This is a genomic window from Streptomyces sp. NBC_01335 (assembly GCF_035953295.1).
GTDB lineage: Bacteria > Actinomycetota > Actinomycetes > Streptomycetales > Streptomycetaceae > Streptomyces.
Genome location: NZ_CP108370.1, coordinates 6458912 through 6483626 on the forward strand (window position 1 = coordinate 6458912; position 24715 = coordinate 6483626).

19 protein-coding genes and 2 pseudogenes are annotated in these 24715 nt (G+C 67.5%); 11 read left to right on the forward strand and 10 right to left on the reverse strand.

Annotation, left to right across the window (positions count from 1 at the left end; genetic code table 11):
* Window positions 1-54: 54 nt before the first annotated feature.
* Window positions 55-894 carry an NAD(P)H-binding protein gene (locus OG599_RS27610; protein WP_327178675.1) on the reverse strand — a complete coding sequence of 280 codons (840 nt, stop codon included), beginning with the start codon at window positions 892-894 and terminating at the stop codon, window positions 55-57.
* Window positions 895-1197: 303 nt separating this feature from the next.
* On the opposite strand from OG599_RS27610, the gene OG599_RS27615 reads away from it, so the two are divergent.
* Together OG599_RS27615 and OG599_RS27620 are read left to right on the forward strand one after the other, a co-directional pair.
* Window positions 1198-2991: an ABC transporter ATP-binding protein gene (locus OG599_RS27615; RefSeq protein WP_327178676.1), complete on the forward strand. Its 1794-nt coding sequence runs from the start codon at window positions 1198-1200 to the stop codon at window positions 2989-2991.
* Window positions 2988-4904 (forward strand): ABC transporter ATP-binding protein, encoded by a 1917-nt coding sequence (locus OG599_RS27620; RefSeq protein ID WP_327178677.1) that lies wholly within the window; start codon window positions 2988-2990, stop codon window positions 4902-4904. Before OG599_RS27615 ends, OG599_RS27620 begins: the two co-directional genes overlap by 4 nt.
* 104 nt (window positions 4905-5008) lie before the next feature.
* Here the strand turns inward: OG599_RS27620 and OG599_RS27625 are convergent, their stop codons facing one another.
* The 4 genes from OG599_RS27625 to OG599_RS27640 all read right to left on the reverse strand — a co-directional run bounded on the left by OG599_RS27625 (window position 5009) and on the right by OG599_RS27640 (window position 8287).
* Window positions 5009-5893, reverse strand: coding sequence for an IS3 family transposase (locus tag OG599_RS27625; RefSeq protein ID WP_327178678.1), 885 nt, complete (start codon window positions 5891-5893; stop codon window positions 5009-5011).
* 417 nt (window positions 5894-6310) lie between these two features.
* Window positions 6311-6709 (reverse strand): DNA-binding protein, encoded by a 399-nt coding sequence (locus OG599_RS27630; protein WP_327178679.1) that lies wholly within the window; start codon window positions 6707-6709, stop codon window positions 6311-6313.
* A complete protein-coding gene (locus OG599_RS27635) occupies window positions 6706-6876 on the reverse strand; it encodes a hypothetical protein (RefSeq protein WP_442809564.1) in 171 nt (56 codons plus the stop codon). Before OG599_RS27635 ends, OG599_RS27630 begins: the two co-directional genes overlap by 4 nt.
* Before the next feature lie 196 nt (window positions 6877-7072).
* A complete protein-coding gene (locus tag OG599_RS27640; protein WP_327178680.1) occupies window positions 7073-8287 on the reverse strand; it encodes a PEP-utilizing enzyme in 1215 nt (404 codons plus the stop codon).
* On the opposite strand from OG599_RS27640, the pseudogene OG599_RS35515 reads away from it, so the two are divergent.
* Window positions 8288-8428 (forward strand): annotated as a pseudogene (locus tag OG599_RS35515) (hypothetical protein); the annotation flags it as partial.
* Between the two features lie 278 nt (window positions 8429-8706).
* The gene (locus tag OG599_RS27645; protein WP_327178681.1) at window positions 8707-9462 is read left to right on the forward strand and encodes a hypothetical protein; all 756 of its coding nucleotides are present in this window, start codon (window positions 8707-8709) and stop codon (window positions 9460-9462) included.
* A 1549-nt stretch (window positions 9463-11011) separates the two neighbouring features.
* Here the strand turns inward: OG599_RS27645 and OG599_RS27650 are convergent.
* Window positions 11012-11998: a DUF3800 domain-containing protein gene (locus OG599_RS27650; RefSeq protein ID WP_327178682.1), complete on the reverse strand. Its 987-nt coding sequence runs from the start codon at window positions 11996-11998 to the stop codon at window positions 11012-11014.
* A gap of 424 nt (window positions 11999-12422) precedes the next feature.
* On the opposite strand from OG599_RS27650, the gene OG599_RS27655 reads away from it, so the two are divergent.
* Window positions 12423-12824, forward strand: coding sequence for a hypothetical protein (locus OG599_RS27655; protein WP_327178683.1), 402 nt, complete (start codon window positions 12423-12425; stop codon window positions 12822-12824).
* Window positions 12825-12843: 19 nt separating this feature from the next.
* On the opposite strand, the gene OG599_RS27660 is transcribed toward OG599_RS27655, so the two are convergent.
* The 4 genes and pseudogenes from OG599_RS27660 to OG599_RS27675 all read right to left on the reverse strand — a co-directional run.
* On the reverse strand, window positions 12844-13347 hold the full coding sequence (locus tag OG599_RS27660) for an IS5 family transposase (RefSeq protein WP_327178684.1): 504 nt from the start codon (window positions 13345-13347) through the stop codon (window positions 12844-12846).
* A gap of 102 nt (window positions 13348-13449) precedes the next feature.
* On the reverse strand, window positions 13450-13929 hold the full coding sequence (locus tag OG599_RS27665) for a hypothetical protein (RefSeq protein ID WP_327174239.1): 480 nt from the start codon (window positions 13927-13929) through the stop codon (window positions 13450-13452).
* Window positions 13926-15179, reverse strand: coding sequence for an IS256 family transposase (locus OG599_RS27670; protein ID WP_327174240.1), 1254 nt, complete (start codon window positions 15177-15179; stop codon window positions 13926-13928). The genes OG599_RS27665 and OG599_RS27670 overlap by 4 nt, the downstream gene beginning before the upstream one ends.
* Window positions 15180-15301: 122 nt before the next feature.
* Window positions 15302-15583, reverse strand: a pseudogene (locus OG599_RS27675) (transposase); the annotation flags it as partial.
* 392 nt (window positions 15584-15975) lie between these two features.
* Between OG599_RS27675 and OG599_RS27680 the strand changes: the two are divergent.
* From OG599_RS27680 to OG599_RS27705, 6 genes are all read left to right on the forward strand, one after another.
* Entirely contained in the window at window positions 15976-17856 is a 1881-nt protein-coding gene (locus OG599_RS27680) for an ATP-dependent nuclease (protein WP_327178685.1), read from the forward strand.
* A complete protein-coding gene (locus tag OG599_RS27685) occupies window positions 17853-19757 on the forward strand; it encodes a UvrD-helicase domain-containing protein (protein WP_327178686.1) in 1905 nt (634 codons plus the stop codon). Before OG599_RS27680 ends, OG599_RS27685 begins: the two co-directional genes overlap by 4 nt.
* 699 nt (window positions 19758-20456) lie before the next feature.
* Entirely contained in the window at window positions 20457-21710 is a 1254-nt protein-coding gene (locus OG599_RS27690) for an IS256 family transposase (protein WP_327174240.1), read from the forward strand.
* On the forward strand, window positions 21707-22186 hold the full coding sequence (locus OG599_RS27695) for a hypothetical protein (protein ID WP_327174239.1): 480 nt from the start codon (window positions 21707-21709) through the stop codon (window positions 22184-22186). The genes OG599_RS27690 and OG599_RS27695 overlap by 4 nt, the downstream gene beginning before the upstream one ends.
* A gap of 339 nt (window positions 22187-22525) precedes the next feature.
* On the forward strand, window positions 22526-23029 hold the full coding sequence (locus OG599_RS27700) for a hypothetical protein (protein WP_327178687.1): 504 nt from the start codon (window positions 22526-22528) through the stop codon (window positions 23027-23029).
* Between the two features lie 69 nt (window positions 23030-23098).
* Window positions 23099-24247: a helix-turn-helix domain-containing protein gene (locus OG599_RS27705; RefSeq protein WP_327178688.1), complete on the forward strand. Its 1149-nt coding sequence runs from the start codon at window positions 23099-23101 to the stop codon at window positions 24245-24247.
* Window positions 24248-24715 lie beyond the last annotated feature (468 nt).

The following is a 24715-nucleotide window of genomic DNA, read 5'->3' on the forward strand; positions in this document are numbered from 1 at the left end:
CATGTTGCTTCTCCTCGGCTGACCACCGCACGGCGGTCAGCCGAGGAGGACGGCTCAGCGGAAGTCGTCGGCGTGGTCGGCGGCCCACTGCGCGAACGTGTGCGCGGGCCTGCCGGTGATCCTGTCGACGATGACCGAGACCGGGGCCGGAACGCCGTCGGCGGCGGCCCACATGCGCAGTAGCGCTTCGGCCACATTCGACGGCGCCTTCTCGGCGAATTCCTCCCGCGCCTGCTCGACAGAGACCGTCTCCACCCGGATCGGGCGCCCGAGGGCCTCACCGATGTGCTCCACCTGGCGCCGCAGCGTCAGCGACTCGGATCCGTGGACGGTGTACGCCTGATGGGAGTGACCGGGCTCGGTCAGAGCGGTCACGGCGAGCGCGGCCATGTCCTTCTCATGGACGGGTGCGTTCTGCGCTTCCGGGTACGGAAGGCGCACGACGCCCTCCCCGCGGATCGATTCCCCCCACCACCAACGGGCGTTGGTGGCGAACATGCCCGGCCTGATGAACGTCCAGTCCAGCCCCGACCGCTCGATGGCCAGCTCGACCGTCCGGTGCATCCGGGCTATCGGGTTCTGTTCGGAGGTGGCCATCACGACCGACACCGACGACAGCAGGACCACCTGCCGGACGCCGGCGGACTGCGCCGCCGCCACGAAGGCCTCGATCTCCTCCGGTTTGGCGTACAGGAACACCTTGTCGGCACCTGCCAGCACCGCGGGCAGGGTCTCGGGGCGCTCCAGGTCGGCCTGGACGACCTCCAGCGTGGACGGGAAGCCGCCCGCTTCCGGGTTTCTGCTGGTGCCCCTGACCTTCTCGCCGACGGCCAGCAGGCTGGCAGCGACATTGCGGCCGACGTTTCCACGTGCGCCGAAGACAACGGTAACCAATGATCCGACCTCCGCGTGGTTGATGGTGCGGGTGGAGCATGCATCGACCGTTCAGGTCTGCGAGCCGACTGGAAGGGCACGTTCCGTGACCTCGGGGTCCGCTCGTCGGCCTCCACCCGGCGACCGAGGCTCGCACGGGTCGCCGAAAAAAACAAACTGCGTACGTCGTACCTTCTTTTGCTATCCTGCATTCGTGGGGCCCACACGTGGACCGTCGAACATGCCTTGCTCCATGTGTAGTTGATGCTGCCTTGAGCAGGCCGAGTGGGTCGCCCGCGAGGGCGTGCACAGAGGGGAATTCAGGTGAACAAGACGTATCCGCCGCCAAGCGCGGCGATCGACCCCGACCCGAGCAGGTCCTGGTTACGGCGAGCGTGGCCGCTGGTCCGGGCACACCGGTGGATGTTCAGCGCGGCCCTGGTGATGTCCGGGGCCAGCATGCTGGTGGCCGTACAGGTGCCGAGGCTGATCCAGGACGCGGTGGACAACTCGATCGTGTCGGACAGGGTGTCGCTGTCGCACTACATGTGGTGGCTGGTCGGGATGACGGTGATCATGCTGGTCGTCGGCTACCTGTCCAAGCAACTGCTCTTCCGTGCCGCGGCCAGGGTCGAGTACGACCTGCGCAACATCGTGTACGAGCACCTGACCGCCATGTCGTTCCCGTTCTACGACCGGATGCAGAGCGGGCAGCTCATCTCCCGTGCCAACTCCGACATCCGCGCGGTGCAGATGTATCTGGCGTTCGCGCCGTACCTGCTGGTGCAGTCCGGTATCTCGCTGGTGTCGTTCGCGTACATGCTGGCGATCGACGTGCCGCTGGCCATCCTGGCCATGCTGCCGATGCCGCTGATGTTCGTGGCCAGCCGGCGCATGCAACGGTCCCTGTTCCCGGTGTCCTGGCTGATCCAGGCCCGGCTGGCCGATGTCGCGACCGTGGTGGACGAGAACGTCAACGGCGTGCGCGTGGTCAAGTCGTTCGCGGCCGAGCGGAGCCAGCTCGCCTCGCTGCAGAAGGCCGCGACGAGCGTCGCCTGGGCGAACGTGAAGGACGCCGATCTGCGCGCGCGGTGGACGCCCCTGGTGCAGAACCTGCCCCGCGTCGGCATGGCGATCGTGCTGCTGTACGGCGGATACCTGGTCATTCACGGCGAGCTGGGCGTCGGCGCGATCCTGGCCTTCAACGCCTATCTCATGATGCTCCAGGTTCCGTTCCAGGTGATCGGCAACCTGATCATGCTGGGGCAGCGGTCGTCGGCCGCGGCCAGGCGGCTGTACGAGGTGCTGGACGAGAAGCCGGAGATCGCGGACGCCCCCGACGCGCGGGAGATCACCGGGTTGCGCGGTGACGTCCGGTTCGACGATGTCACCTTCGGCTACGGCGACGGCCTCGACGTGCTGAAGGGGTTCTCGCTGCGGCTCCGCCCCGGCGAGACCGTGGCGCTGGTCGGCCGGACCGGCACCGGAAAGTCCACCGCGGCCAGACTGTTGCCGCGTTTCTACGACGTGCGCGCCGGCTCCGTCAGCGTGGACGGGCACGATGTGCGGGACCTGACCCTGCACAGCCTACGGGACGCCGTCGGCGTCGTACTGGACGAGCCGTTCCTGTTCTCGGCGTCGGTCCGCGACAACATCGCCTACGGGCGGCCGGACGCGGACATCACCGACATCGAGCGGGTGGCCCGGCTGGCCGGGGCCCACGAGTTCATCACCGAACTGTCCGAGGGCTACGACACCGTCATCGGCGAACGCGGCTACACGCTGTCCGGCGGGCAGCGGCAGCGCATCGCGATCGCCCGGACGCTGCTGGTGAATCCGCCGGTGCTGGTGCTCGACGACGCCACCAGCGCCATCGACGTCCAGGTGGAGCAGGAGATCCACGCCGGGCTGCGGTCTCTTTTCGCCGGCCGGACGACGCTGATCGTCGCGCACCGGCTGTCCACGATCAGCCTGGCCGACCGCGTGGTGCTGCTGGACGGCGGCCGGATCGTCGCGGACGGCACGCACAAGGAGCTGCTCGCGAGCACGCCGCTGTACGCGGAAGTGCTGGCGCAGGCGGACGAGAGCATCGAGGAAATGGGGAGTGTGGGCCGATGACGTCTCCCACGGGAGGTGGCGCCGCGTTCAACGGAGGCGGCAAGGCCACCGCGCCAGGTCTGCCCTTCGCCGGAGTGCCGCCGGAGATGCAGGCGAGCGTCGACACGTTGCTGAAGACCGAGCCGGAACATCCCGAGCCCGAGGTCGTGTTCGAGCACGCCCGGCCCGATCCCGACGGCGCCGAGCTGAGTCTGCGGCGGCTGATCCGCCCGTACTGGCCGATCGTGCTGCTGGCCGGCGTGTTCGTGGCCCTGGAGGCGCTGACGCTCCAGGCCGGTCCGAAGCTGACCCAGATCGGCATCGACGACGGCATCACGGCGAAGGACTCCGGCACACTGGTGCTGGTCGCGATCCTGTACCTGGTCAGTCTGGTGGTCACCGGTGCCGCGCAGGCCGCGCGGGTCAAGGTGACCGGGCGGATCGCCGCGTGGGTGATGAACGACCTGCGGGTACGGGTCTTCACCCAGTTGCAGCGGCTCTCGCTGAACTTCTACACCGGCGAGAAGTCCGGCGTGATCATGACCCGGATGACGAGCGACATCGAGAACCTCCAGGCGTTGCTGCAGGACGGTCTGGCACAGTTCGCCGTCCAGGGCCTGACCATGGTCGTTGTCACGGTGGTGCTGTTCACCTTCGACGTGCGGCTGGCGCTGATCACCGTCGTACTGGTCGTGCCCGTCCTGACCGCGCTGTCCGTGTGGTTCCACCGGGCGTCCGGCAAGGGCTACGTGCGGGTGCGGGACACCATCGCCGCCGTCATCGCCGATCTCTCCGAGAGCCTGCAGGGAGTGCGCATCGTCACGGCGCACAACCGGCAGCGGCACAACATCGAGCAACACCGACAGGTCACGGGCACGTACTACGACGCCAATGTCCGCACCGGACGGATCAACTCGATCTACACGCCGAGCACCCAGGTCATCGGTGTCGCGGGGCAGCTCGCGCTGCTGGCCATCGGAGCCGGCATGGTCGCCGACGGGGAGCTGACCATCGGCGAGCTGGTGGCGTTCCTGCTCTCCCTGGGCGCCTTCTTCCAGCCCATCCAGCAACTGGTGCAGCTCTACAACACGTACCAGCAGGGGCAGTCGTCGATCGTGAAGCTCAGGGAGCTCCTGAGCACGCGGGCGGAGGTCGAGGAGGCTCCCGGAGCCGTCGACCTGCCGAACGTCGAGGGCGAGATCGTCTTCGAGGACGTCACGTTCGGCTATGTTCCCGACCGGCCGGTGATCTCCGAGGTGTCGCTGGACATCCGGGCCGGTGAGACCGTGGCGTTCGTCGGCCCCACCGGTGCCGGCAAGTCCACCCTCGCCAAACTGGTCACCCGGTTCTACGACCCGACGTCCGGCCGGATCCTCATCGACGGGCGCGACCTCCGGGACGTGCGGATAGAGTCCCTCCGCCGGCAGATCGGCGTCGTTCCGCAGGAACCCTTCCTGTTCGCCGGGCCGCTCCGGGACAACATCCGTTTCGCCGTCCCGGACGCCTCCGACGACCGGGTCCGGGAGGCGCTGCGGGTGGTCGGCCTGGTCGACGTGGTCGAGCGGCTGCCCGACGGCCTCGACACCGTCGTCCAGGAGCGGGGCCAGTCGCTGTCCTCCGGCGAACGGCAACTCGTCGCCCTGGCACGGGCCTTCCTGGCCCAGCCCCGGGTGCTGGTCCTGGACGAGGCCACGTCCAACCTGGACCTCCAGTCCGAGACCAAGATCGAGGAGGCTCTGGACGTGCTGCTGGAGGGCCGCACCGCGATCCTGATCGCACACCGGCTCTCCACCGCGATGAAGGCCGACCGCATCGTCGTCGTCGACGAGGGCCGCATCGTCGAGGTCGGTGCGCACGACCAGCTCCTCGCCGCCGACGGCAAGTACACCCAGATGTACGCCGTCTGGACCAATCAGGCCGCCGAGGCCCACTGAGGAACCTCGCGAATCCCGCTCCCGGCCGCGGAGCGGGTCGCGAGCGTCCGGGCTACGGGAACGAAGACATGCGAAATGACCCATCAGGTCCCGACACTTCCGTTCTATGCCGCGAGGCCCAGTCGTTGATGCCGGCGGAGCCTCTCCTGGTACGGCGTGATGCAGCCGATCATCGAGTGGATCCGCTCCCGGTTGTACTGTTCCGCGATCCAGCGGAAAACGTCCTGTAGAGCCTGCGCCCGGGTTTCCCAGACGGTCGTACCGATCTCTGCTTTCAGGACGGCGATGAAGCTCTCCGCGGCGGCGTTGCCGAAGCACGAACAGGTCCGGCCGGTACTCTGCCTCAGATCCAACTCGGCCAAAAATCCCCGGAATTGATGGGACGTGTATGGCGAGCCGCGATCTGAATGAAAGATCGCGTTGCCAGCCGTGCGACCGCCCGCATGGGCCATCCGAATGGCATCCGCGACCAGCTCGGTGCGCATGTGATCCTCCATTGACCAGCCCACGACCTCACGCGTGCACAGGTCGATCACCGTCGCCAGATACAGCCAACCCTCAGCCGTCGGCAGACAGGTGATGTCCCCGACGAATTTCAGCCCCGGCATCGGCGCAGTGAAGTCCCGCTGAATGGGATCCGGTGCGGGAGGCGCCGTGCGGTCCTGCTTCGTCAGCGACCGCGACTTCCGTCGCGTTATCCCGACGATCTCACGGTCCCGCGTGATCCGCGCGACGCGTTTGCGGTTCACGATGCACCCAAGGCCGCGCAGCTTCTGAGTGATCCGGCGGACCCCGTAGGCATCCCGTGAATCAGTGTGGATCTCGCGGATGCGACGGGCCAGACCCTCTTCCTCATCGGCCTTCTCCTGTCGTGCCTCCTTGTTCTGGTGCCAGGCGTAGTAGCCGGAGCGGTCCCAGCCGAGCACGTCGCACATCCGCTTCACCTTGTGGGCGTTCCGGTGCTCGTCGACGAAACGGAAGCGGATCACCGTGTCGTCTCCCGCGCGAAATAGGCGGCGGCCTTCCGGAGGATCTCGTTGTCCTCCTTCAGCCGGGCGTTCTCCCGCCGCAGGCGCTTGAGCTCTTCCTTCTCGTCAGGGGTCATGCCGGTGCCACCCCCGCCGTCCGCCGCCTGGGCGCGGGTCCGGTCCTCGCGGACCCATTCTGCGCAGGGTTTCCAGATGGGTGCCCAGGCCGTGGGCGATGTCGGTGAGGGAACGGTCCGGCGAGGAACCCACCAGGTCCACCGCGTCCCGCTTGAACTCTTCGGGGTAGTTCTTCCGCTTTGCCGCCTTGGAGCACTTCCCCTGGATGGCGAATCATCCAGCGTCCAGGTGTCGGAATTTCGGGGGCCACTCCAAGCGACCGTAACTCCATCGCAGCAGTCGCCGATGCGGCGGCCCGCGTCAGATCTTCTCGGCGGTCACGCGGGGGTGGTCGGTGGTGAGGAGGGTGATGTACACGACGTCGGACGTGAGGATGGTGACGCGGCCTGGCTGGGCGAGGGTGGTGGCGCAGAGCATGGCGTCGATGGCGTACTTGTGGCCGTGCAGTCCGGCCGCGCGTAGCAGGGTGGCGGCGGACTGGGCGAGCGCCTGGCTGACCGGTTCGACCCGCAGCCGGGACAGCGTCCACTTCAGCGCGGCGTCGTTGATCCGGGGGTGGATCACCTCGACGAGCACGGCCGCCGAGGTGATCACCGGAAGGTCTGCGTCGCGGGCGGCGGTGAGCCACTCGTGTACCTCGCGGTCGCGCTGCACGGCCTTGGCCAGGCCCTCGCTGTCCAGGATCAGGGCGCCGCTCACGCGGCCGTCCCGGCGTCGGAGGAGGTGCCGCCGGTGAGCTTGGCCCGCTTGGCTGCAACGGCTTCCGGGTCGGCGGGGCCGTGGGTCTTGTCGAAGTCGGCGATCAGCTCGTCCAGGTTGTCCCGCTCGATCTGCCGCTGCGCGGCCTTCTCCAGGTAAGCGGACACGCCACGCACGAGGCCACATTGGCCAGGACGGCCACGGCCAGCCAGCGCCAGTCGGCTCCCTTCAGCGCCGCCCACAGATGGTCCCGGTCCATACCCCACAGGGTGAAAACCAGGCTGATGCCCACCGCCACGAACAGCAGCACCTGGATCACCCGGCCGCGCGTGCCGGTGCTCCTCGGCGGGGACTCGGTCGGGGTCACGCCTCACTCCGTAACCTCACGGTGCCGCTGTCGCCGTCCACGGCCAGCATGTCCCCGGTTCCGATCCGCGAGGTCGCGGTCCGCACGCCCATCACTGCCGGGATGCCGTACTCGCGCGCCACCACCGAGCCGTGGGACAGCGCGCCCCCGACGTCGGCCACCACCGCGCCGGCCCGGGCCGGCAGCGGCGCCCACGCCGGCGTTACCTGGCGTACGACGAGGACCTCCCCCTTCTCCAGTGTGCCCGCGTCCGCGAACTCGTGGATCACCCGGGCCCGGCCCGTGTAGCTGCCCGGGCTCACCGCTGATCCGCTCAGCCCGTCGCCCTTGTCCTGCCCCCGCTCGGCCCCGAACAGCGCCAAGGAGGTGATGTCGGACCCGAAGAGGGTGATGCGCGCGTCGGCGGGGACCACATCGGGCGGGTCGAGCCGCCGCTGCCTCTGGCGCCGCAGTCGGCGTTCACGGACCAGTGCGCGCCACCGCGGGTCGTCCGCATCGGCGTTCACCCAGCCGCTCAGCTCCTCCCCGGTCAGGTAGAACACGTCGTCTTCGACGTCGAGCAGGCCGGCGAGGACCAGTCGGCGGCCCAGTTCGAGATAGCCGGCCCGCATCAACGGCCAGCCGAGCGTGAAGGAGTGCAGGGCCTCGTCCCGTACTCCGCTCCAGTGGTACGCCCACCGGTGGACCCCGCGCCGTAGTCGGCCGACCGGCCCGCGTCCGAGCCGGGGTGCCGGGGCGCCGCCAGGGCTCGATGCCGGTGCCAGGGCACTCGGTTCGCCGCCGTCGCGGCGGCCCGCGATCACCGAGCGGAGCACGGAAGGATCGTCGATCGCGGTGGGTTCGGCCGGGTCGAGGCTGTACACCAGGTGGCCGAAGCACCGCAGGTACTCCTGCAGCAGTCGTTCCTCGTCCTCCGGGGTGGCCGCGGCGACCCGGTCCAGGGCACGGTCGGCCTGGTGGGTGAGCCGGTCCTCGCCCACGAGCAGGGGTCCGGCCGTGAGCCCGGCGGTGTGCCGGCCGCCGCGCGCCAGAACCACCCCCAGCAGCCACTCGCTGGTGTTCCAGTGCCAGGCGAGGCCGCCGATCACCGCCCAGTAGCGGGCGCTCAGTTCGCGGCGGAGACGGCGCTCGAAGCGCTGGTGCGGCGGCCGATGCCGCCGCCGGTCGACGGCACGGTCCCCGCTCCCGGGTACAGCTTCCCGTCCGGGCACATGGCCTCCGCGACGCTGATCCTCATGGTGCTCCTGGTCGTGCTGCGTACCGGCACGCCGCCGTGGTGGCTGTGCCTGTGCCTGGGCTCGACCTTCGTGGCGGCTGTCGGCGTCTCCCGCGTGCTGGCGGACGCCCACCACGCCGCCGACGTCGTGGGCGGCGTCATGCTGGGGCTCGTGGTCGGCTTCGCGGTCGCCTGGCGCGCGTCGACGTCCGCTCCCCGGACACCTCCGGAAAGGAAACATGGTGAACGGTTTGGCACGCCTGGCGTCTACCCCGCTGGGGAAGGCGGCGGGCATCACGCGGGACTATGTGCTGCGGATGTACTACGTCGTGGACGAGGTGCCGCGCGCCGGCAGCGCTTACGTCTCACGCCCGTGCTGCTCGGCGTCGAGTCCTGGTCTACCGCGTCGACTCCGTGGCCGAACGCAACTCGTCGGTGGACTTCGACGCCGAGCGCAACAACGACTACGAGGCGTTCCATACGTACAAGAAGGCCTTCGAGAAGGTGCTGCGGGTCCTGGGGGCATGGAACGAGGACGTGGCCTTCCTGGTCGACGAGGCGGAACGGTTCATCCGCTTGGAGAACGCCACCACGTCGCGCGGCACCGTCACCCGTCAGGACGCCCTGGCCCTGGTCGAACTGCGACCCACCGACGTACGCCTGCTGCGACCCATGACCTTCGCCCTGCGCGGACGGTCGATGGACGCCGCGACCAGAGACCTGCTCTGGCCGGTGGAAGTGCTGGCGGACATAGCGAACGACCTCGGGCATTACGAACAGGACGTCGCCTCGGGCACCTTGAACGTCTACGCCGCCTTCGTGGAGCTCTTCGGCGACGCGGCCGCCGCGGAGCTGCGCCGCGAGGTCGACCGGTATGAGTCGATGTTCTTGGACCGCCTCTCCGCACTGCCACCCGCGGGGCGTGCACGGGTCGCGCAGGTCTGCCGACGCCGCTATACGGCGGCCGTGCGGCCGTACCCCCGGGTGATCACCCAGCCGCCGGCCCCCGCGTCCCCTTCCCGGCCCGCTGGCACAAGCTCGCGCAAAAAGGCCGCCATCGGCGCAGCCCTTGCCGTCGGTGCGCTCGCAGCAGCGGCGTACGGGCGTGGACAGTCCCGACTGTTGGTCCTCTCCCCAATGCTTCGCAAGATGCTAGGACACACATCATGAGCAGCGCGATGCGCCGGTCCCGGTCATGTTGAACCCGCTCTCCGACGGGTGTCGGCGTGCTCCTGGCCACGGAAGTATCGCGAAAGCGGTGTTCACCACTCGGTTGGCGTAGAGGTACTTCCCAGCCAAGATCACCTACACCAGATGACGGGACGCCAACACCGTGAGGCCCTGCCCTCCGAGCCTCACCGGCTTCCCGGACCCACAGGTGCTGAATGGACGCCGCGCGGACTTCGCAGCCGGCCCTCGCCCGGCTCTTGTCGCGCGCCCGGACACAGGCAGGAAGCGTCAGCGCGCTGCATATTCCGCCCACTCTGCACGTAACGCACACCGGCGGCCTGTCCGATTTGAGCCTCACGGGCCGCTGACCCGTGACTTTCTTTCACTTGTTTTTGCTGGATCTCTTTTCGATGACGCACCATGTGGAGTGCGTGGCGATCCTCGAACCCATCGCAAAGGGCGTCTGACCTGCAGGTTTGGGTGGTGTGCGTTATGTGCACTGTGGGCGTTACGGGCGATATCTTGACGCTGAAATGACGCTCGCCGAGGCATCGTGACGCTCATTTGACGCTCGTTCTGATGGGCCGTCAGGTATGTTGTCCCGCTGGTCAGGTGGCCTCCTGGCTGTGCGGGTGTGGCAAGGTGCCGGGGGATTAGTGTGCCGAGCGGTCCCAATCAGCCGCCTGGGCGGAGTGCCAGTAGGTTCTTCGTCTGATGGGGATACACGCCCCGCATGACCCCTGACCAGCGGAAACGGCCGCTGTGCGGCCAAACTGTAGGCGGCTGGTCCGCGTATGGCTCGGATCTTGGCCGGCACGGAGTGCACCCCGAACCGCCGGCCCGTAGCGGCGGCGAGCTGGCGGGTTGCTTCGGGACCGGCTTGGCGCCGCGTCGGCGGGCAGTACGGCAAGGGCCGGGACGACAGCCTCCCGCGCAGCGGAACGCCCCCGCGCCGGCGTGGACTCCTGGAGGTCCTTGACCCCCGACAGCGCGGGCGGAACACTCCGCGTCGGCGGGGAGGACCCGGAGCGGTGCCTATTTTGGGCACGCGGTGCTCATTTTGAAGCACCGACCCCTCGCGTTTCCGTAGGCCAGAGGCCATTTTCAGGAACCTTCTACTCCTCCTCCCAGGGCCTGCTCGCGGACGGCCGCCAGCAGGTCTCGCGGAGCTGGTCTCACTGATGGAGGAGGAGAGCCTGGCGGATCAAAAGACGACGGCCACCCCCCGCAGGACGGCCGATCGATCGCGACGCCCACTGCGGGATCCGGCACGAAAAATGGAGACCCGCACAGAAGGCAGGGGCGAGCAGCCCGGCACCTCATCCCTGTACGGGCCTCACTGCACTCCTGACGGCTTGCCAGGTGACCTCCGGGCCCCCCTCCGGCCGCCGGAATCCCTGGCAGGCCCGCCGAAGGGCACACAACGATCCCCTCCATGGGGCTCACGCCGGACACCCCAACCCGCCATCACCGGCCCCGGGCAGCCGGTCGCTCGGCAGTCGGAACCCGCTTCGCGGGAGACCGAACACGAACAGGCCACGAACGCCCGTCAGCCCTCCGGGTTCGGCGGCCAGACCCCCCAGAGCGACCACGCGTCGACCACGGGGCCAAGCTCTTCGGCGAACCGGTCTCTGCCGCCGACAGCCAGCCAGGTAGCCCACTGGCGCACGGCACCCGCCGTCCAGTCAGCGATCTGGAACTGCGGGTGGTCGAGGCTGTCCGCGAATGAGATGTGACTTGCCGCCTGCCTGTTGAATTTCCCTGGCCGGGCGACGTCGGGGAGCAGGTGCACGCTGCTCAGGTTTGCCGAGTGGCGATCGATTACCTTGGAGTCGTCGTGAACGAGACGGAAATCCCCGAGGTCTTCTCGGAACCCGGCGGCGATGACGTAGAGCGTCGGAACGGCAGGGTCGAGCGAATCGTCCCTGTCCTCCCGGCTGGTTGCGTCGGCTACGGAACGGCAGTGCTCCAGAAGCTCGAGCCATTGCGACAGCTCCTCGCTCTGCACTGAGACCGACTTTCGGTGTTCGGCAATGGAGGCGAACAGGTTGTCGGTGCTGGTCTGTCGTCTCATCCAACCGACGAACGCTTCCTGCATCTTCTTGTGACTGGCCTCAAATCCCGTGGTCACCCCGATGAGATGCAACATTCCGGCCAGTTGCAGTGCCCCGTTCTCGTAGAGATTGAGTCCGTCCCGGTGGGCCAGAGGTTCCACGAGGATGTCGACCATCTTGGTGGCGACCATGAACCCCTTGTGCGCGTAGCTGACCCGAACGCTTCCCTCCGGGAGCTGCGCGAACGCCCGCATCAGGGCCTTCCGGCCGCCCGAGGAGCGCACCAGCGAGGTGTACTTTGGCTCCTTCTGGGAGGGCGGTATCTGGGCCCTGATTTCGTCCACGATGGACGCGGCCAGGTCGTCGGGCAGGTGCACTCCGGCCACGCTGAATACGGGCTGGTTCGGGTCGAGGAGGTTCTGCCCGGAGTTCATTGACTCGTCCGCGTAGACGACGGGGAGCGAGGCGATGTGCGCTTCCATTCCTGGAGCGTGCCGGACGCGACCCGGACGGTCTACCGGTTTCGGGTCACTTCCGTGCCCGGATACACCGCGGCCCCCGGCCGGTGGGGGGAACCGGCCGGGGGCAGCCGAGGCGAAGACCTCAACGAAGACAGGGCGGATGCCTGACATGAAAAACAGCACCCGCGGGCCGTGCGCCGTGTGCAGAAATCACACGCGGCATTCGTTGCGGTCGGAAGACCCTGTAGCAGTAACTCCAGCAGTGCGCGGGTACCGGGGACCATCTCCCCGGGGCACCGCCCCGGTTGTCGAACAACCGGTGGCGAAGAAATCAAAGAGCTCGTAACACGATTATGCGGCTCAATCCCAGTAGTCGTGTCGTGGTGGAGCGTGGGAGCGTGGCCCTGGATCGTGGGCGATGACCTGTGTGAGGAAGAGCGACTGGATGAGCGTGGTGTGGGCGGCGACTTCGCCGGAGTCGGGACTGTTCCATCTGGTTGAAAGACGTTCAGAGGTGAAGGACCTGTCAGACCGCTTCAGCGACCTGCGTTCTCGTGGTGAGGGGTTCGTTGAGGTTCGGTCGCCGAACAGGGAGTTCCCTGTGTTGACCCTGGCGTTCCGGGGTGATCACGCTGTCGTCCACCTGATGAGTGACACCGAGCGGATGTCTCTGCTCGTAGGGGACGGCACCGTGCCCTCGGGTGCCGAGGTTGAAGTCCCGATCATGGACGGCCTCGCCGCGTTCACGGGCGACTTTGTCCTGGATGTTGATCGGGCGTGGGACCTGGTGCACGACTTCGCCCAGACTCGGGCGGCTGGCCCTCTGGGTGAGTGGTGTGTGCTGTAGCCAAAAGCTCGTGGCGCGATCATGATCGGGCCTTCTTGAGGCGTCTCCAGCAGATCAGGCTGCAGGCCAAAGAGACGAAGGCGTAGTGGAGTTCGGTGCGGCGTTTCCAGCGGACGGCGAGTCGTTTGAAGTGATGGAGAAGGGCGAAGGTCTGCTCGACGACGTATCGGAGCTTGCCCAGGCCCTTGATGTTCGGCGATCCCTTGCGGGAGATGACGGGCAGGATCCGGCGGTGACGCAGCTCGTCACGGTTGGGGTTGGAGTCGTAGCCCTTGTCGCCGAGGAGGGCTTTGGGTCGTCGGCGGGGCCGGCCGGGGCGGCCCGCGACAGGTGGGATGCCGTCGACCAGGGCGAGGGTCTGGGTGACGTCGTTGACGTTCGCCGCGGTGGTAATGACCTTGAGTGGGGTGCCGCGTCCGTCGCGGATCAAGTGGTGTTTGCTGCCCGTCTTCCGCCGGTCGACCGGCGACGGACCGGTGTCGGGCCCCCCTTTTTCGCGCGGATGTGGGAGCCATCCACGCACGCGCGCGACCAGTCGAGTTCGCCGGCCGCGTTCAGCTTGGCGAGCAGGACCCGGTGCAACCGATCGAAAACCCCGAGCAATAGTCAAGACTTGTGGATCAAGTCAGCCTGATTTCTTGAGGTGATGGAGTCGGTGCTGGGCCGCCTTGCGGACTCGGCGGGTCCTCCCGCGTTCTGCGAGTAGTCGCAGGACGTCGGGTGCGGTGACGATCTGTGTGGTCACGGCTGTGCGCTGGAGCCAGTCGGAGGCGTCGGTAAGCTCCTCGGCGGCCCACGGTTCGCCCAGAGCGAGGGTCCTGAGCAGGCACCATTCGAGGAGTCGGGTGGTGAGGAAGTCGTGCTGGTCGATCACCCTGGACATGGCCTGGGCCCATGCCGTGAATGCCGGGTCGGTGAGAAGTTCGGTGGCCCGGCGGTCCATGTGTCGGCTCACCGCGCTGGCGGCCATGGTGGTGTCCTCGTCGCGGAGAACAGCAGCCAGCAGGTCGGCTTCGTCCGCCGCGGCGACGGTCTGCAGGGCCTGCATGTAGTGGGTGAATCGCCGGTGCTCGGCGGGCTCGTCGCTTTGGTGCCGGCTGTTCATGCTGCCTTGCCTTCCGGCCGTTCCATGAGGTGGCCGTTCTCGAAGCGGGCGCCGGCCCGGACGAGGGCGACGAGGTGGGGTGCGGTGACCGCTCGCCAGCGGGCTTGGGCGGATTCCACGAGCTTGAAGACCATCGCGAGGGCGGCGGCCGGGCTGCCGGCACCGCGGGTGACCTTGGTCCGAAGCTTCACCGTGCTGAACGTCGACTCGATCGGATTCGTCGTGCGCAGATGCACCCAATGTTCGGCGGGGAAGTCGTAGAACGCCAGCAGCTCGTCGACCTCGCCGGTGATCTTCTTGGTGGCCTTGGGCCACTTCGCGCCGTACGCCTTCTCGAACGCGGTGACTGCCTTCTCCGCGTGCGCGCGGTCCTCGGCGTTGTAGATCTCCTGCAGGGCCGCCCGTGCTCCGGGCTGCGCGGACTTCGGCAGCGCGTTCATGACGTTCCGCGTCTTGTGAACCCAGCACCTCTGGTGCCTGGCCTGCGGAAACACCTCCGCCAGGGCCCGCCACAATCCCATCGCGCCGTCACCGACGACGAGCATCGGATCCGTCATCCCGCGGCGACGGCAGTCCCGCAGCAGGTCCGCCCAAGACTCGGTGGACTCACGCAGGCCCTCGGCGATCGCGATCAACTCCTTGGTGCCGTCCACCCGCACGCCCATCAGGACCAACAGGCACGAATGCGTCTGCGAGAGCCGGACCTTGGGATGGACACCGTCGGCCCACACGTAGACGTAGTCGGATTCAGCCAGGTCACGGCGCTGGAACTCCGCGTGGTCGGCGGTCCACTGCTTCGTCAGCCGAGTCACCGTGGCCGGCGACAGCCCAGCCGAGGAGCCCAGGAACTGCTCCATCGCGGGCACGAAGTCACCCGAGGACAGGCCGTGCAGATAGAGCAGCGGCAGCACCTCGCTGACCTTCGGGGACTTCCGGCACCACGGCGCGAGGATCTTCGAGGAGAACCGCTTGCGCTCGCCGGTCTCCTCGTCGACCCGCTTGTCGTTCACGCGCGGGACGGCAACCTCGACCCGCCCTGCGGCCGTCGTCACCATCCGCGGCCGGTGCCGGCCGTTGCGGACCACCAGCCGACGGCCGGCACCGTCACGCTGCCCGGCCAGCTCGGCTATGTACTGATCCACCTCCGCCTCCAAGGCGGCGGCCAGCATCCGCCGGGCACCCTCCCGGACGATCTCGTCGATCAGAGAACCGGCCTCGGTGGTGCCGTCCTCGTTGACTACGCTGAGCATGGGCGTGCCTTCCCAACCGACGGTGCAACGTCGGTCTACTCGGTGACCTATCGATCACTCGGGAAGGTACGCCCTTTCACGTTCCAACCCGAGGCCGATCCACAGGTCCTGAGCATTGCTCCGAAAACCCCTGCCTTCTGCCAACGGTCCAGGCGGCGCCAACACGTCTGCCCTGAGTCGAAACCCACTTCCAAGGGCAGGAGTTGCCAGGCTATGTCGTTGTAGAGGACGAACAGGATGCCCTGCAGGCAAAGCCGGTCCGACATCGGACGCGGCCCCGGCGACCGCTCCGGCCACGGAGGCAGCAACGGCTCGATCACCGCCCACAACTCATCGTCAACGATCCACGGTCGAGTGCCCACACCCTCACGAACAGCCGAATCGTCACACCGGTTACGCCCCATCAGCGCACTTCAGCAAGATCGTGTTACGAGCTCAAAGGGTTCGCTGGGCACACTCCTGCGCCCCTAACCTTCGCCGCCAGCCTTGGCGGGCCTGGCGGTGAGCACACGGTGCGACCACCCGCTCATGAAGCAAACCCCCTGCTTAAGAACCCGTCGGCTTGTGACGCACCCCTCCGCGTCGTGCGGTCTACAACCAGCGCCTAGCGCTCCGTTGCCGCCACCGGGGGAGTTGCCCTCGCGGTGTTGGTGCCCACCGGTCTGCCGGATTTTCCCCGGGCGGGGACCACGAAGAGCGTAGGATTCCGAAATTATCGATCAAGGGCCGCGCCGCCCGGGGGCTCCTTTCCGGATAAGAGGTGTCGCGGCCTCTGCTGGCGGGGGACTGTGTGTACTTGGCGCATCTGCGGGTCGAGAACTTCCGGGTCTTCGGACCCGCGGCGCAGGGCGAGGGCGAGCGGAATGATGCGCTGAGCCTGTCGTTCACGGCCGGGACTAATGTGCTCGTGGGGGAGAACGACAGCGGGAAGACGGCGATTGTCGACGCGATCCGGCTGTGCCTGCAGTCCGCAGCATCGGATTACTACCGGGTCTCCCAGGACGACTTCCACCTCGGGAAGGACGGGAGGGCGGAGACCTTCACCATCGGGTGCGCCTTCACCGATCTGTCGACCGAGGAGCAGGCGGTCTTCCTGGAATTGCTCACCCACGACCGCGACGGCACCGCCTGGTTGTGTGTCACGTTCAAGGCTCAGCGGATGGATCCGCTGCGCAACCGGGTCTCGGTCACCACCCGGACCGGGCCGGACGGCAACGGCCCCGCCCTGGACGGCGCTGCTCGCGAACTCCTGCGCGCTACCTACCTGCGCCCCCTTCGGGATGCAGAGGCGGAGCTGCGCTCGGGCCGCGGGTCGCGGTTGTCCCAGATCCTCGCTGGCTACCCGGCGATGAAGGACCAGGACGTCGACGACTTCGACCCGACCGGTGATGAACCCCCGTCGACTCTGAGGGGAATTCTGCGGCGAGCTGAGTGCGATATCCGCGACAACAAGGCTGTCGCGGAGGTAAGTGAGGACATCAACTCGGCGTACCTGCAGCGGTTCGCGATCGGCGACGACGTCCTGCGCGCCAAGATCAGCGTTGCCACGGATGCGACGCTGGTCCGCGCGCTGGAGCGGCTGGAACTGAACCTCTTCACAGCATCCGACGAGTGGACGCGACGCGGACTCGGTTACAACAACGCCCTGTTTATGGCTGCAGAGCTGCTCCTGCTGGGCAAGAACGAACTGGCTCCCCTGCTGCTGATCGAGGAGCCCGAGGCGCACCTCCACCCCCAGCTGCAGACCCGGATCATGGACCTGCTGCGGGACAAGGCGCAGAAGCCGCAGGAAGGTGACAGGGCGCCTGTGCAGGTCATCCTCACCACCCACAGCCCCAACCTCGCCTCCTCGACGCCGGTCGAGTGCCTGACCCTCGTCGCGAGGGGGCGTACGTTTCCGCTGCGGCGCGGTATGACGCGCCTGACCGAGGGGGACTACGCGTTCCTGACCCGGTTCCTGGACGTCACCAAGGCGAACATGTTCTTCGCCCGGGGGCTGGCGATGGTTGAGGGAGACGCCGAGGCGATCTTCCTGCCCGCGCTCGCCGACGCCCTGGGCATGCCCTTCAACGAACACGGGATCAGCGTGGTCAACGTTGGCCACGTCGGCCTGTTCCGCTACAGCCGGGTCTTCCAACGCACTGGTGAGCAGATTCCGGTCCGCGTGGCCTGTATCCGCGACCGTGATCTCGTTCCCGCCGGCACTCCCGAGGCTATGAGGGGCAAGCTCGTGCGCTGGACGGATATGACGGAAGAGGAGATCTCCGCGTACGTCACGAACCTCACCACCGGCGACGACGGGCCGGTGAAGACGTTCGTGTCCGACTGGTGGACGCTGGAGTACGACCTCGCGGTCACGTCCTGGACCATGGCCAGGCTGATGTACCGCGCGGTCAAGCTGGCATCCGCAGCCGCACGGTCCTGGCCGGACGCCGACAAGACGGAGAAGGCCATCGCACGGGCCGACCGGGTGGTCGACACGTGGATAGGGCAGGGCCTTTCCCTGGAAGAGGCCGCCCTGAAGATCTACCGGCCGCTCAAGCTGGACAACGTCAGCAAGCCGATCACCGCACAGTTCGCCGCCCAGCTGCTCGCCTCGACGCCGCTGACTCACAGCGACGTCCCGCCCTACCTGCTCGATGCTTTCACGTACCTGTGCGGCGAGGTGGCCCCGTGACCCGCACCTACTTGTCCGATGCCTTCGCCACCGACAAGGTGGAGGCCATGGTGAAGCTCCTGGGGCTGGACCCGCTCGATGCCGAGCAGTGGGACTTCCTGCAGAGCGAGAGCACCCAAGACCTGCAGGCCGCCCCGGGGTCGGGCAAGACGACCTTGATCGGGCTCAAGCTCGCGCTGATGGCCGACGCGTGGACCTCCCCGACCCGCGGGGTGTGCGTGCTGTCGCACACCAACACGGCCAAGAACGAGATCGCCGACCGAGTGGGCATTCTCGCCGCAGGACGCAGCCTTCTGCGCTATCCACACTTCATCGGCACCATCCAGTCCTTCGTGCACACCTTCCTCGGGCTGCCGGCCGTGCGGGACAGGAAAGTGGAGGTCCGGTCCGTCGACGACGCGGCCTTCGAGACCGCAGCGCTCCAGCTCCTGCAGCGCCCCGAATACTCCACCCTGCGCAGCTATGTGGGGCGCCAGCACGAGGGCACTGGCATCGTCACCGGGGCGACGTTCACCTACCGGGACGGCGAACTCGCGGTCACCGGAGCGGCCAGGGATCTGCCCTTCGGCGCCCATTCTCCCAGCGGAAAACAACTGGCCGACCTCAAAAGGACTCTCGCGCGCCGGGGCATCTTCCGCTTCCAGGACATGTACGCCATCGCTCAGGAGTATCTCGCCCGGCACCCGGGTATCGCCGCAGCTGTCACCACGCGCTTCCCGTTTGTTCTCCTCGACGAAACGCAGGACACCAGCGCCGCCCAGCACGAACTGCTGGACGTTGTATTCGCTTCCTCATCCACCGTCGTGCAGCGGGTGGGCGACACCAACCAGGGCATCTACAGCGACGCGGCCTCCGTAGGCGGGCCCGCCTCGCTGTTCCCGCTGCCGGGGGCCCCGGAGCTGCAGGTCAGCCGCCGCTTCGGGCCGCAGATCGCGGCCGTGGCCAGCCGCCTGACCGTCCGGCGGCCTCAGCAGGTCCGCGGAGCCGGCCCCGACGGCCAGGTGGCGGTTCTGCTGTTCGACGAGACGACGGTGTCCGACGTCGTACCGACCTTCGAGCGCATGGCCGCTGTGACCGTCCCCGAGGACGTCCTGGTGCGGCGTCCACCGCGTGTACTGGGCGCGCGACAGAACCCGAAAACCTCACCCGTCTACCCGCAGTCGATCTCCTGCTATCTGCCCGGATACACCCCGACCAGCCGCCCGACGGCTCACCGTACCCTGATCGGCGCGGCCCGCGCGGCAAGCGCCCGGTGGAAATCAGGCCCGGACAGCTACGAAGCGGCCACCGAGTTGTGGAACGCCGTGCGCGCGTCCGTCTCGTCACCGACCGGCGACGGGCTCCCGGCCCTCGGCCGCCTGGAGAGGTCAATGGCAACAGCCGGTGGGAGGGTTCGGATCCTGCTGCGTGAACTCCTCGTCAACGCGAACGAGTTCGACGCAGCGAGCTGGGGAGAGGCCACCGAGCAGCTGGCCGTCCAGCTGAAGCTCCTCGACGGCTGCCAACTGCGCCAGTCTGAAATGGAATTCACCACGGCTGCTGCGGCAGGCGCGGCTATCGGGTCGGCTCCCGCGACCATCGCCGCAGTACCGGCGGTGCGGGCCGTACCCGGGACCATCCAGAGCGCGAAGGGCGAGACCCACGCGGCAACACTGATCCTGGAGTGCCTGGGGAAGACAGGGAGGAAGTTCGACGTGACCGAGGCGCTGCGCATGATCGCCGAAAGTAGCGACCCGCTGCGGGAACTGAAGAGCGTCCAGGCCGCCGTGCAGCTCGTCTTCGTCGGCGCGACACGCCCCACTCACTTGCTGGTGCTCGCCGCCCATCGCGACCGCAGCAAAAAGTACGCGGACGCGATGACCGGCGCTGGCTGGGACATCCGGGACCTCACCGAGCACTGACCGCATCTGCCCCGCCGTCCCTCCCGGCGGGCGGAGATCGTCTTTGCCGTTCCACGCCCAGTTCGGGGCGTGAGGGAGTGCTTCGTGAACGGCTGCGAATGTCCGTCGGGCGGCAGCCGGGTTGAGGGTTGGACGGGCGGCGGCCCGCGACTGATCGCGGGGGACCTGCGTACGGACGGCTGCCTCCGAGGAGGAGCGCGTCATCTACGACGAGGACGGCAAACGGCTCGCTGCCGGACGAGACCCAGAAGGTGAAGAGCTGGGGCCCGAGTTCGGAGAGTTCGCGGGTGGCTGCCTGTTCATCTCTCACATCAATAACGTTCCAGGTGGGAAGGGAAATAGCCTCGTCCAATAGGGCGGAGGGGCCCGGCACGCGATCTCCGAGGAAGGCGTGCGGGAGTCAGCTGAACGGCAGAAGGAGCGGTTCAGAACCCATCGGGTGTCCGACGTCAGGTAGTCGCCGGAGGCGTGATCGGGTCTTCCTAGTCCGGCGACGGCACCTCTATCTCGGGCGCATGGGCACCGCTGCCCTCCGCCGTGGCGGGGAGGGCACAGGTTCGCGGAAGGCAGGTCGCGGCGAGCAATGCTCAGGACCTGTGGATCGGCCTCGGGTTGGAACGTGAAAGGGCGTACCTTCCCGAGTGATCGATAGGTCACCGAGTAGACCGACGTTGCACCGTCGGTTGGGAAGGCACGCCCATGCTCAGCGTAGTCAACGAGGACGGCACCACCGAGGCCGGTTCTCTGATCGACGAGATCGTCCGGGAGGGTGCCCGGCGGATGCTGGCCGCCGCCTTGGAGGCGGAGGTGGATCAGTACATAGCCGAGCTGGCCGGGCAGCGTGACGGTGCCGGCCGTCGGCTGGTGGTCCGCAACGGCCGGCACCGGCCGCGGATGGTGACGACGGCCGCAGGGCGGGTCGAGGTTGCCGTCCCGCGCGTGAACGACAAGCGGGTCGACGAGGAGACCGGCGAGCGCAAGCGGTTCTCCTCGAAGATCCTCGCGCCGTGGTGCCGGAAGTCCCCGAAGGTCAGCGAGGTGCTGCCGCTGCTCTATCTGCACGGCCTGTCCTCGGGTGACTTCGTGCCCGCGATGGAGCAGTTCCTGGGCTCCTCGGCTGGGCTGTCGCCGGCCACGGTGACTCGGCTGACGAAGCAGTGGACCGCCGACCACGCGGAGTTCCAGCGCCGTGACCTGGCTGAATCCGACTACGTCTACGTGTGGGCCGACGGTGTCCATCCCAAGGTCCGGCTCTCGCAGACGCATTCGTGCCTGTTGGTCCTGATGGGCGTGCGGGTGGACGGCACCAAGGAGTTGATCGCGATCGCCGAGGGCCTGCGTGAGTCCACCGAGTCTTGGGCGGACCTGCTGCGGGACTGCCGTCGCCGCGGGATGACGGATCCGATGCTCGTCGTCGGTGACGGCGCGATGGGATTGTGGCGGGCCCTGGCGGAGGTGTTTCCGCAGGCCAGGCACCAGAGGTGCTGGGTTCACAAGACGCGGAACGTCATGAACGCGCTGCCGAAGTCCGCGCAGCCCGGAGCACGGGCGGCCCTGCAGGAGATCTACAACGCCGAGGACCGCGCGCACGCGGAGAAGGCAGTCACCGCGTTCGAGAAGGCGTACGGCGCGAAGTGGCCCAAGGCCACCAAGAAGATCACCGGCGAGGTCGACGAGCTGCTGGCGTTCTACGACTTCCCCGCCGAACATTGGGTGCATCTGCGCACGACGAATCCGATCGAGTCGACGTTCAGCACGGTGAAGCTTCGGACCAAGGTCACCCGCGGTGCCGGCAGCCCGGCCGCCGCCCTCGCGATGGTCTTCAAGCTCGTGGAATCCGCCCAAGCCCGCTGGCGAGCGGTCACCGCACCCCACCTCGTCGCCCTCGTCCGGGCCGGCGCCCGCTTCGAGAACGGCCACCTCATGGAACGGCCGGAAGGCAAGGCAGCATGAACAGCCGGCACCAAAGCGACGAGCCCGCCGAGCACCGGCGATTCACCCACTACATGCAGGCCCTGCAGACCGTCGCCGCGGCGGACGAAGCCGACCTGCTGGCTGCTGTTCTCCGCGACGAGGACACCACCATGGCCGCCAGCGCGGTGAGCCGACACATGGACCGCCGGGCCACCGAACTTCTCACCGACCCGGCATTCACGGCATGGGCCCAGGCCATGTCCAGGGTGATCGACCAGCACGACTTCCTCACCACCCGACTCCTCGAATGGTGCCTGCTCAGGACCCTCGCTCTGGGCGAACCGTGGGCCGCCGAGGAGCTTACCGACGCCTCCGACTGGCTCCAGCGCACAGCCGTGACCACACAGATCGTCACCGCACCCGACGTCCTGCGACTACTCGCAGAACGCGGGAGGACCCGCCGAGTCCGCAAGGCGGCCCAGCACCGACTCCATCACCTCAAGAAATCAGGCTGACTTGATCCACAAGTCTTGACTATTGCTCGGTCGCGGCTGGTCACTTCGCTCGCAACCAGTGACGCAGTCCGCAACGACGAAGCCGCAAAATCTTATAAAGATGGGCCCTTATCTGAGGTAGGGTTCCCATCAGTCAACTGCCGTGTATCGGAGGTCCTCTTGCCGTTCTCCCTGTCGATGTCCCCCTTGGAGCCCGACGATGTTCGGGCACAACTTGGCGGAATGGGGACAAGGTTGGAGTACCTGCACGACGTTCTGCGCGCGGGCGAGGCGGCGCGGCGAACAGCAGTCCCCAACGACCCGATGGGGACTGGGGGGCGGAGGGCCTATGAGGCCCACGTGCGCACCATTCGAGAGCTGCATATCGAGCGCGAGGGGTGGGCGCGGCTCGTGCACGGCCGCTTGGAACTGGTCTGCAGCGCCGATCGGTCGATGGCGATGGGTGTCATGGTCGGTGACGCCGCCACCGGCCAGGCGAGCCTGTTCCCGAAGAACGGGCGCCGCCGGGGCACCGCCACCGGACAGGTCACTCAAGCCAATGAGGGCGAGGGGGCGGCACACGTCCAGACCGCTCTGTTCGTGACGGGCGCAGGGCCCAGGGGTGTGTCGCTCAGCGAGGAGGAAGCCGCCGCGCTGAAGACATGGTTTCTTCTGTCGTACCGCACGAAGGTCGGGGACGCGGTGCGCGTCGACTGCGAGCTGTCGCGGCCTAAGAGGTTCGTGGACGGATTCGTGGTCGAATGGGGAAGACGGATTCCGCTTCCCGCGCTGACGATGGACGGAATCGAACCTTTGAACGATGATGGACCTGGGGAGATCGACATCCCTGTCGATTTCCGCTGAGTCCGATGGTGGGGGCGTCGGAGTCCGCCGCCCCCACCAGGCACCACCGATAGCTGAGGCAGCCCCCACATGGTGACCCCGTCCCGCATCGCACTGGCACGCAAGCGCAGAGGGATGACCCTCGCCCAGTTGTCGGACCGGTCTGGAATCTCGCTGCAAAGCCTGTCGAACTACGAAACCGGGCGAACCGCTCCGCGCTCCACCACCCTGAACAAGCTGGCATCCGTCCTGGACTTCCCCGCAGCCTTCTTCCAAGGGCCGCCACTGGAGGAACTCCCCGCCGATGGAATCTCATGGCGGGCACGCAGCAAGACCTCACCACGGGTGCTGGATGCCGCCCGCGCCGCAGGAACGCTCGGTGCGACGCTTTACGCCTGGATCGCCGAGAGCTTCCGCCTTCCAACCGTGGACGTGCCATCTCTGGGCAGGCCGGATCCGGAAACGGCCGCCGCGATGGTCCGCACACGCTGGGAACTTGGGGAAGCGCCGGCACCCAATATGGTGCACCTCCTGGAAGCCCATGGAGTGCGCGTGTTCTCCCTGGACCCCGATCACGCCGAGGTCGACGCGTTCGCCGTCTGGCGTGAAGGCGTGCCCTTTGTATTCCTCAACACCCTGAAATCGGCCGAACGAGGCCGCTTCGATGCCGCTCACGAACTCGGGCACCTCGTGATGCATGGGAGCGAGCACGCCTGCTCGGGTCCCGAAGCCGAACGCCAGGCGAACACCTTCGCATCCGCGTTCCTCATGCCCAGGGCAAGCGTCCTGGGCCACATGCCGTCGGGTGCCCACGTCGACCAAATCATCCGCGGCAAGCGGATCTGGAAGGTCTCCGCCATGGCCCTGACGTACCGCCTGCACGATTTGGGCCTGCTCACGGACTGGCAGTACAGGTCGACTTGCGCGGAACTGAGCCGGTTGGGATACCGTTCCGCCGAACCCGAGGGCATGGGGGAGCGGGAAACTTCGCAGGTGCTGACCAAGGTATTCGCGGCGCTGCGCACAAAGGGTGTGAGGCCATCCGCCGTAGCCGCGGAATTGGGGCTGACGAGCGAGGAGATGAACAGGCTTCTGTTCGGCCTCACGCTCACAACCGTCGCCGGAGGTGGACAGCAAACCGCACCCACTCCCACGCGACACCTGGCCGCAGTCAGCTCTCCTCCTTCCGTAGCCGCTCGTCCGCCGTCGAATCCCGCACGCGCGTTCGCTAGGCCCTGAGTTCGCCGCTTGGACAGGTCGGTCCTCTGGTCGGGCTTGGAGGCATCGACGCCCCATCCTGTCCGGTGCTGGTTGCGTTCTCATCTGCCTCCGGTTCTAGCTCTGTAGTCCAGCAAGGCGCGTGGGCTGCGTTCTGGTCGACGCACTCTGCCAAGTCGGGCGGGCCGAAGCCTATTTGGTCGTGGGAGCGCATGGCGAAGACCCGGCCACACGGCCTGGCCTTCAGCTGCGCGTTCAAGGCAGCAACCGGCCGGTACTGGCTACGGTCCTGCTTCCAGGCCGTGATCATCGGCTCGATCAACGCCCACTGCACATCCGATAAGTCGCTGGGGTACGGCTCTCGCCCCATGCCCCGCATCTCAACATGGACATGCCCAGCACGTGAGCGACGTGGTGATCAGTACCTCGATCGAGCGACCATGAACCGAGCAGCATCGGACATAACGTCCACTGAGAGGGAGCTCCACC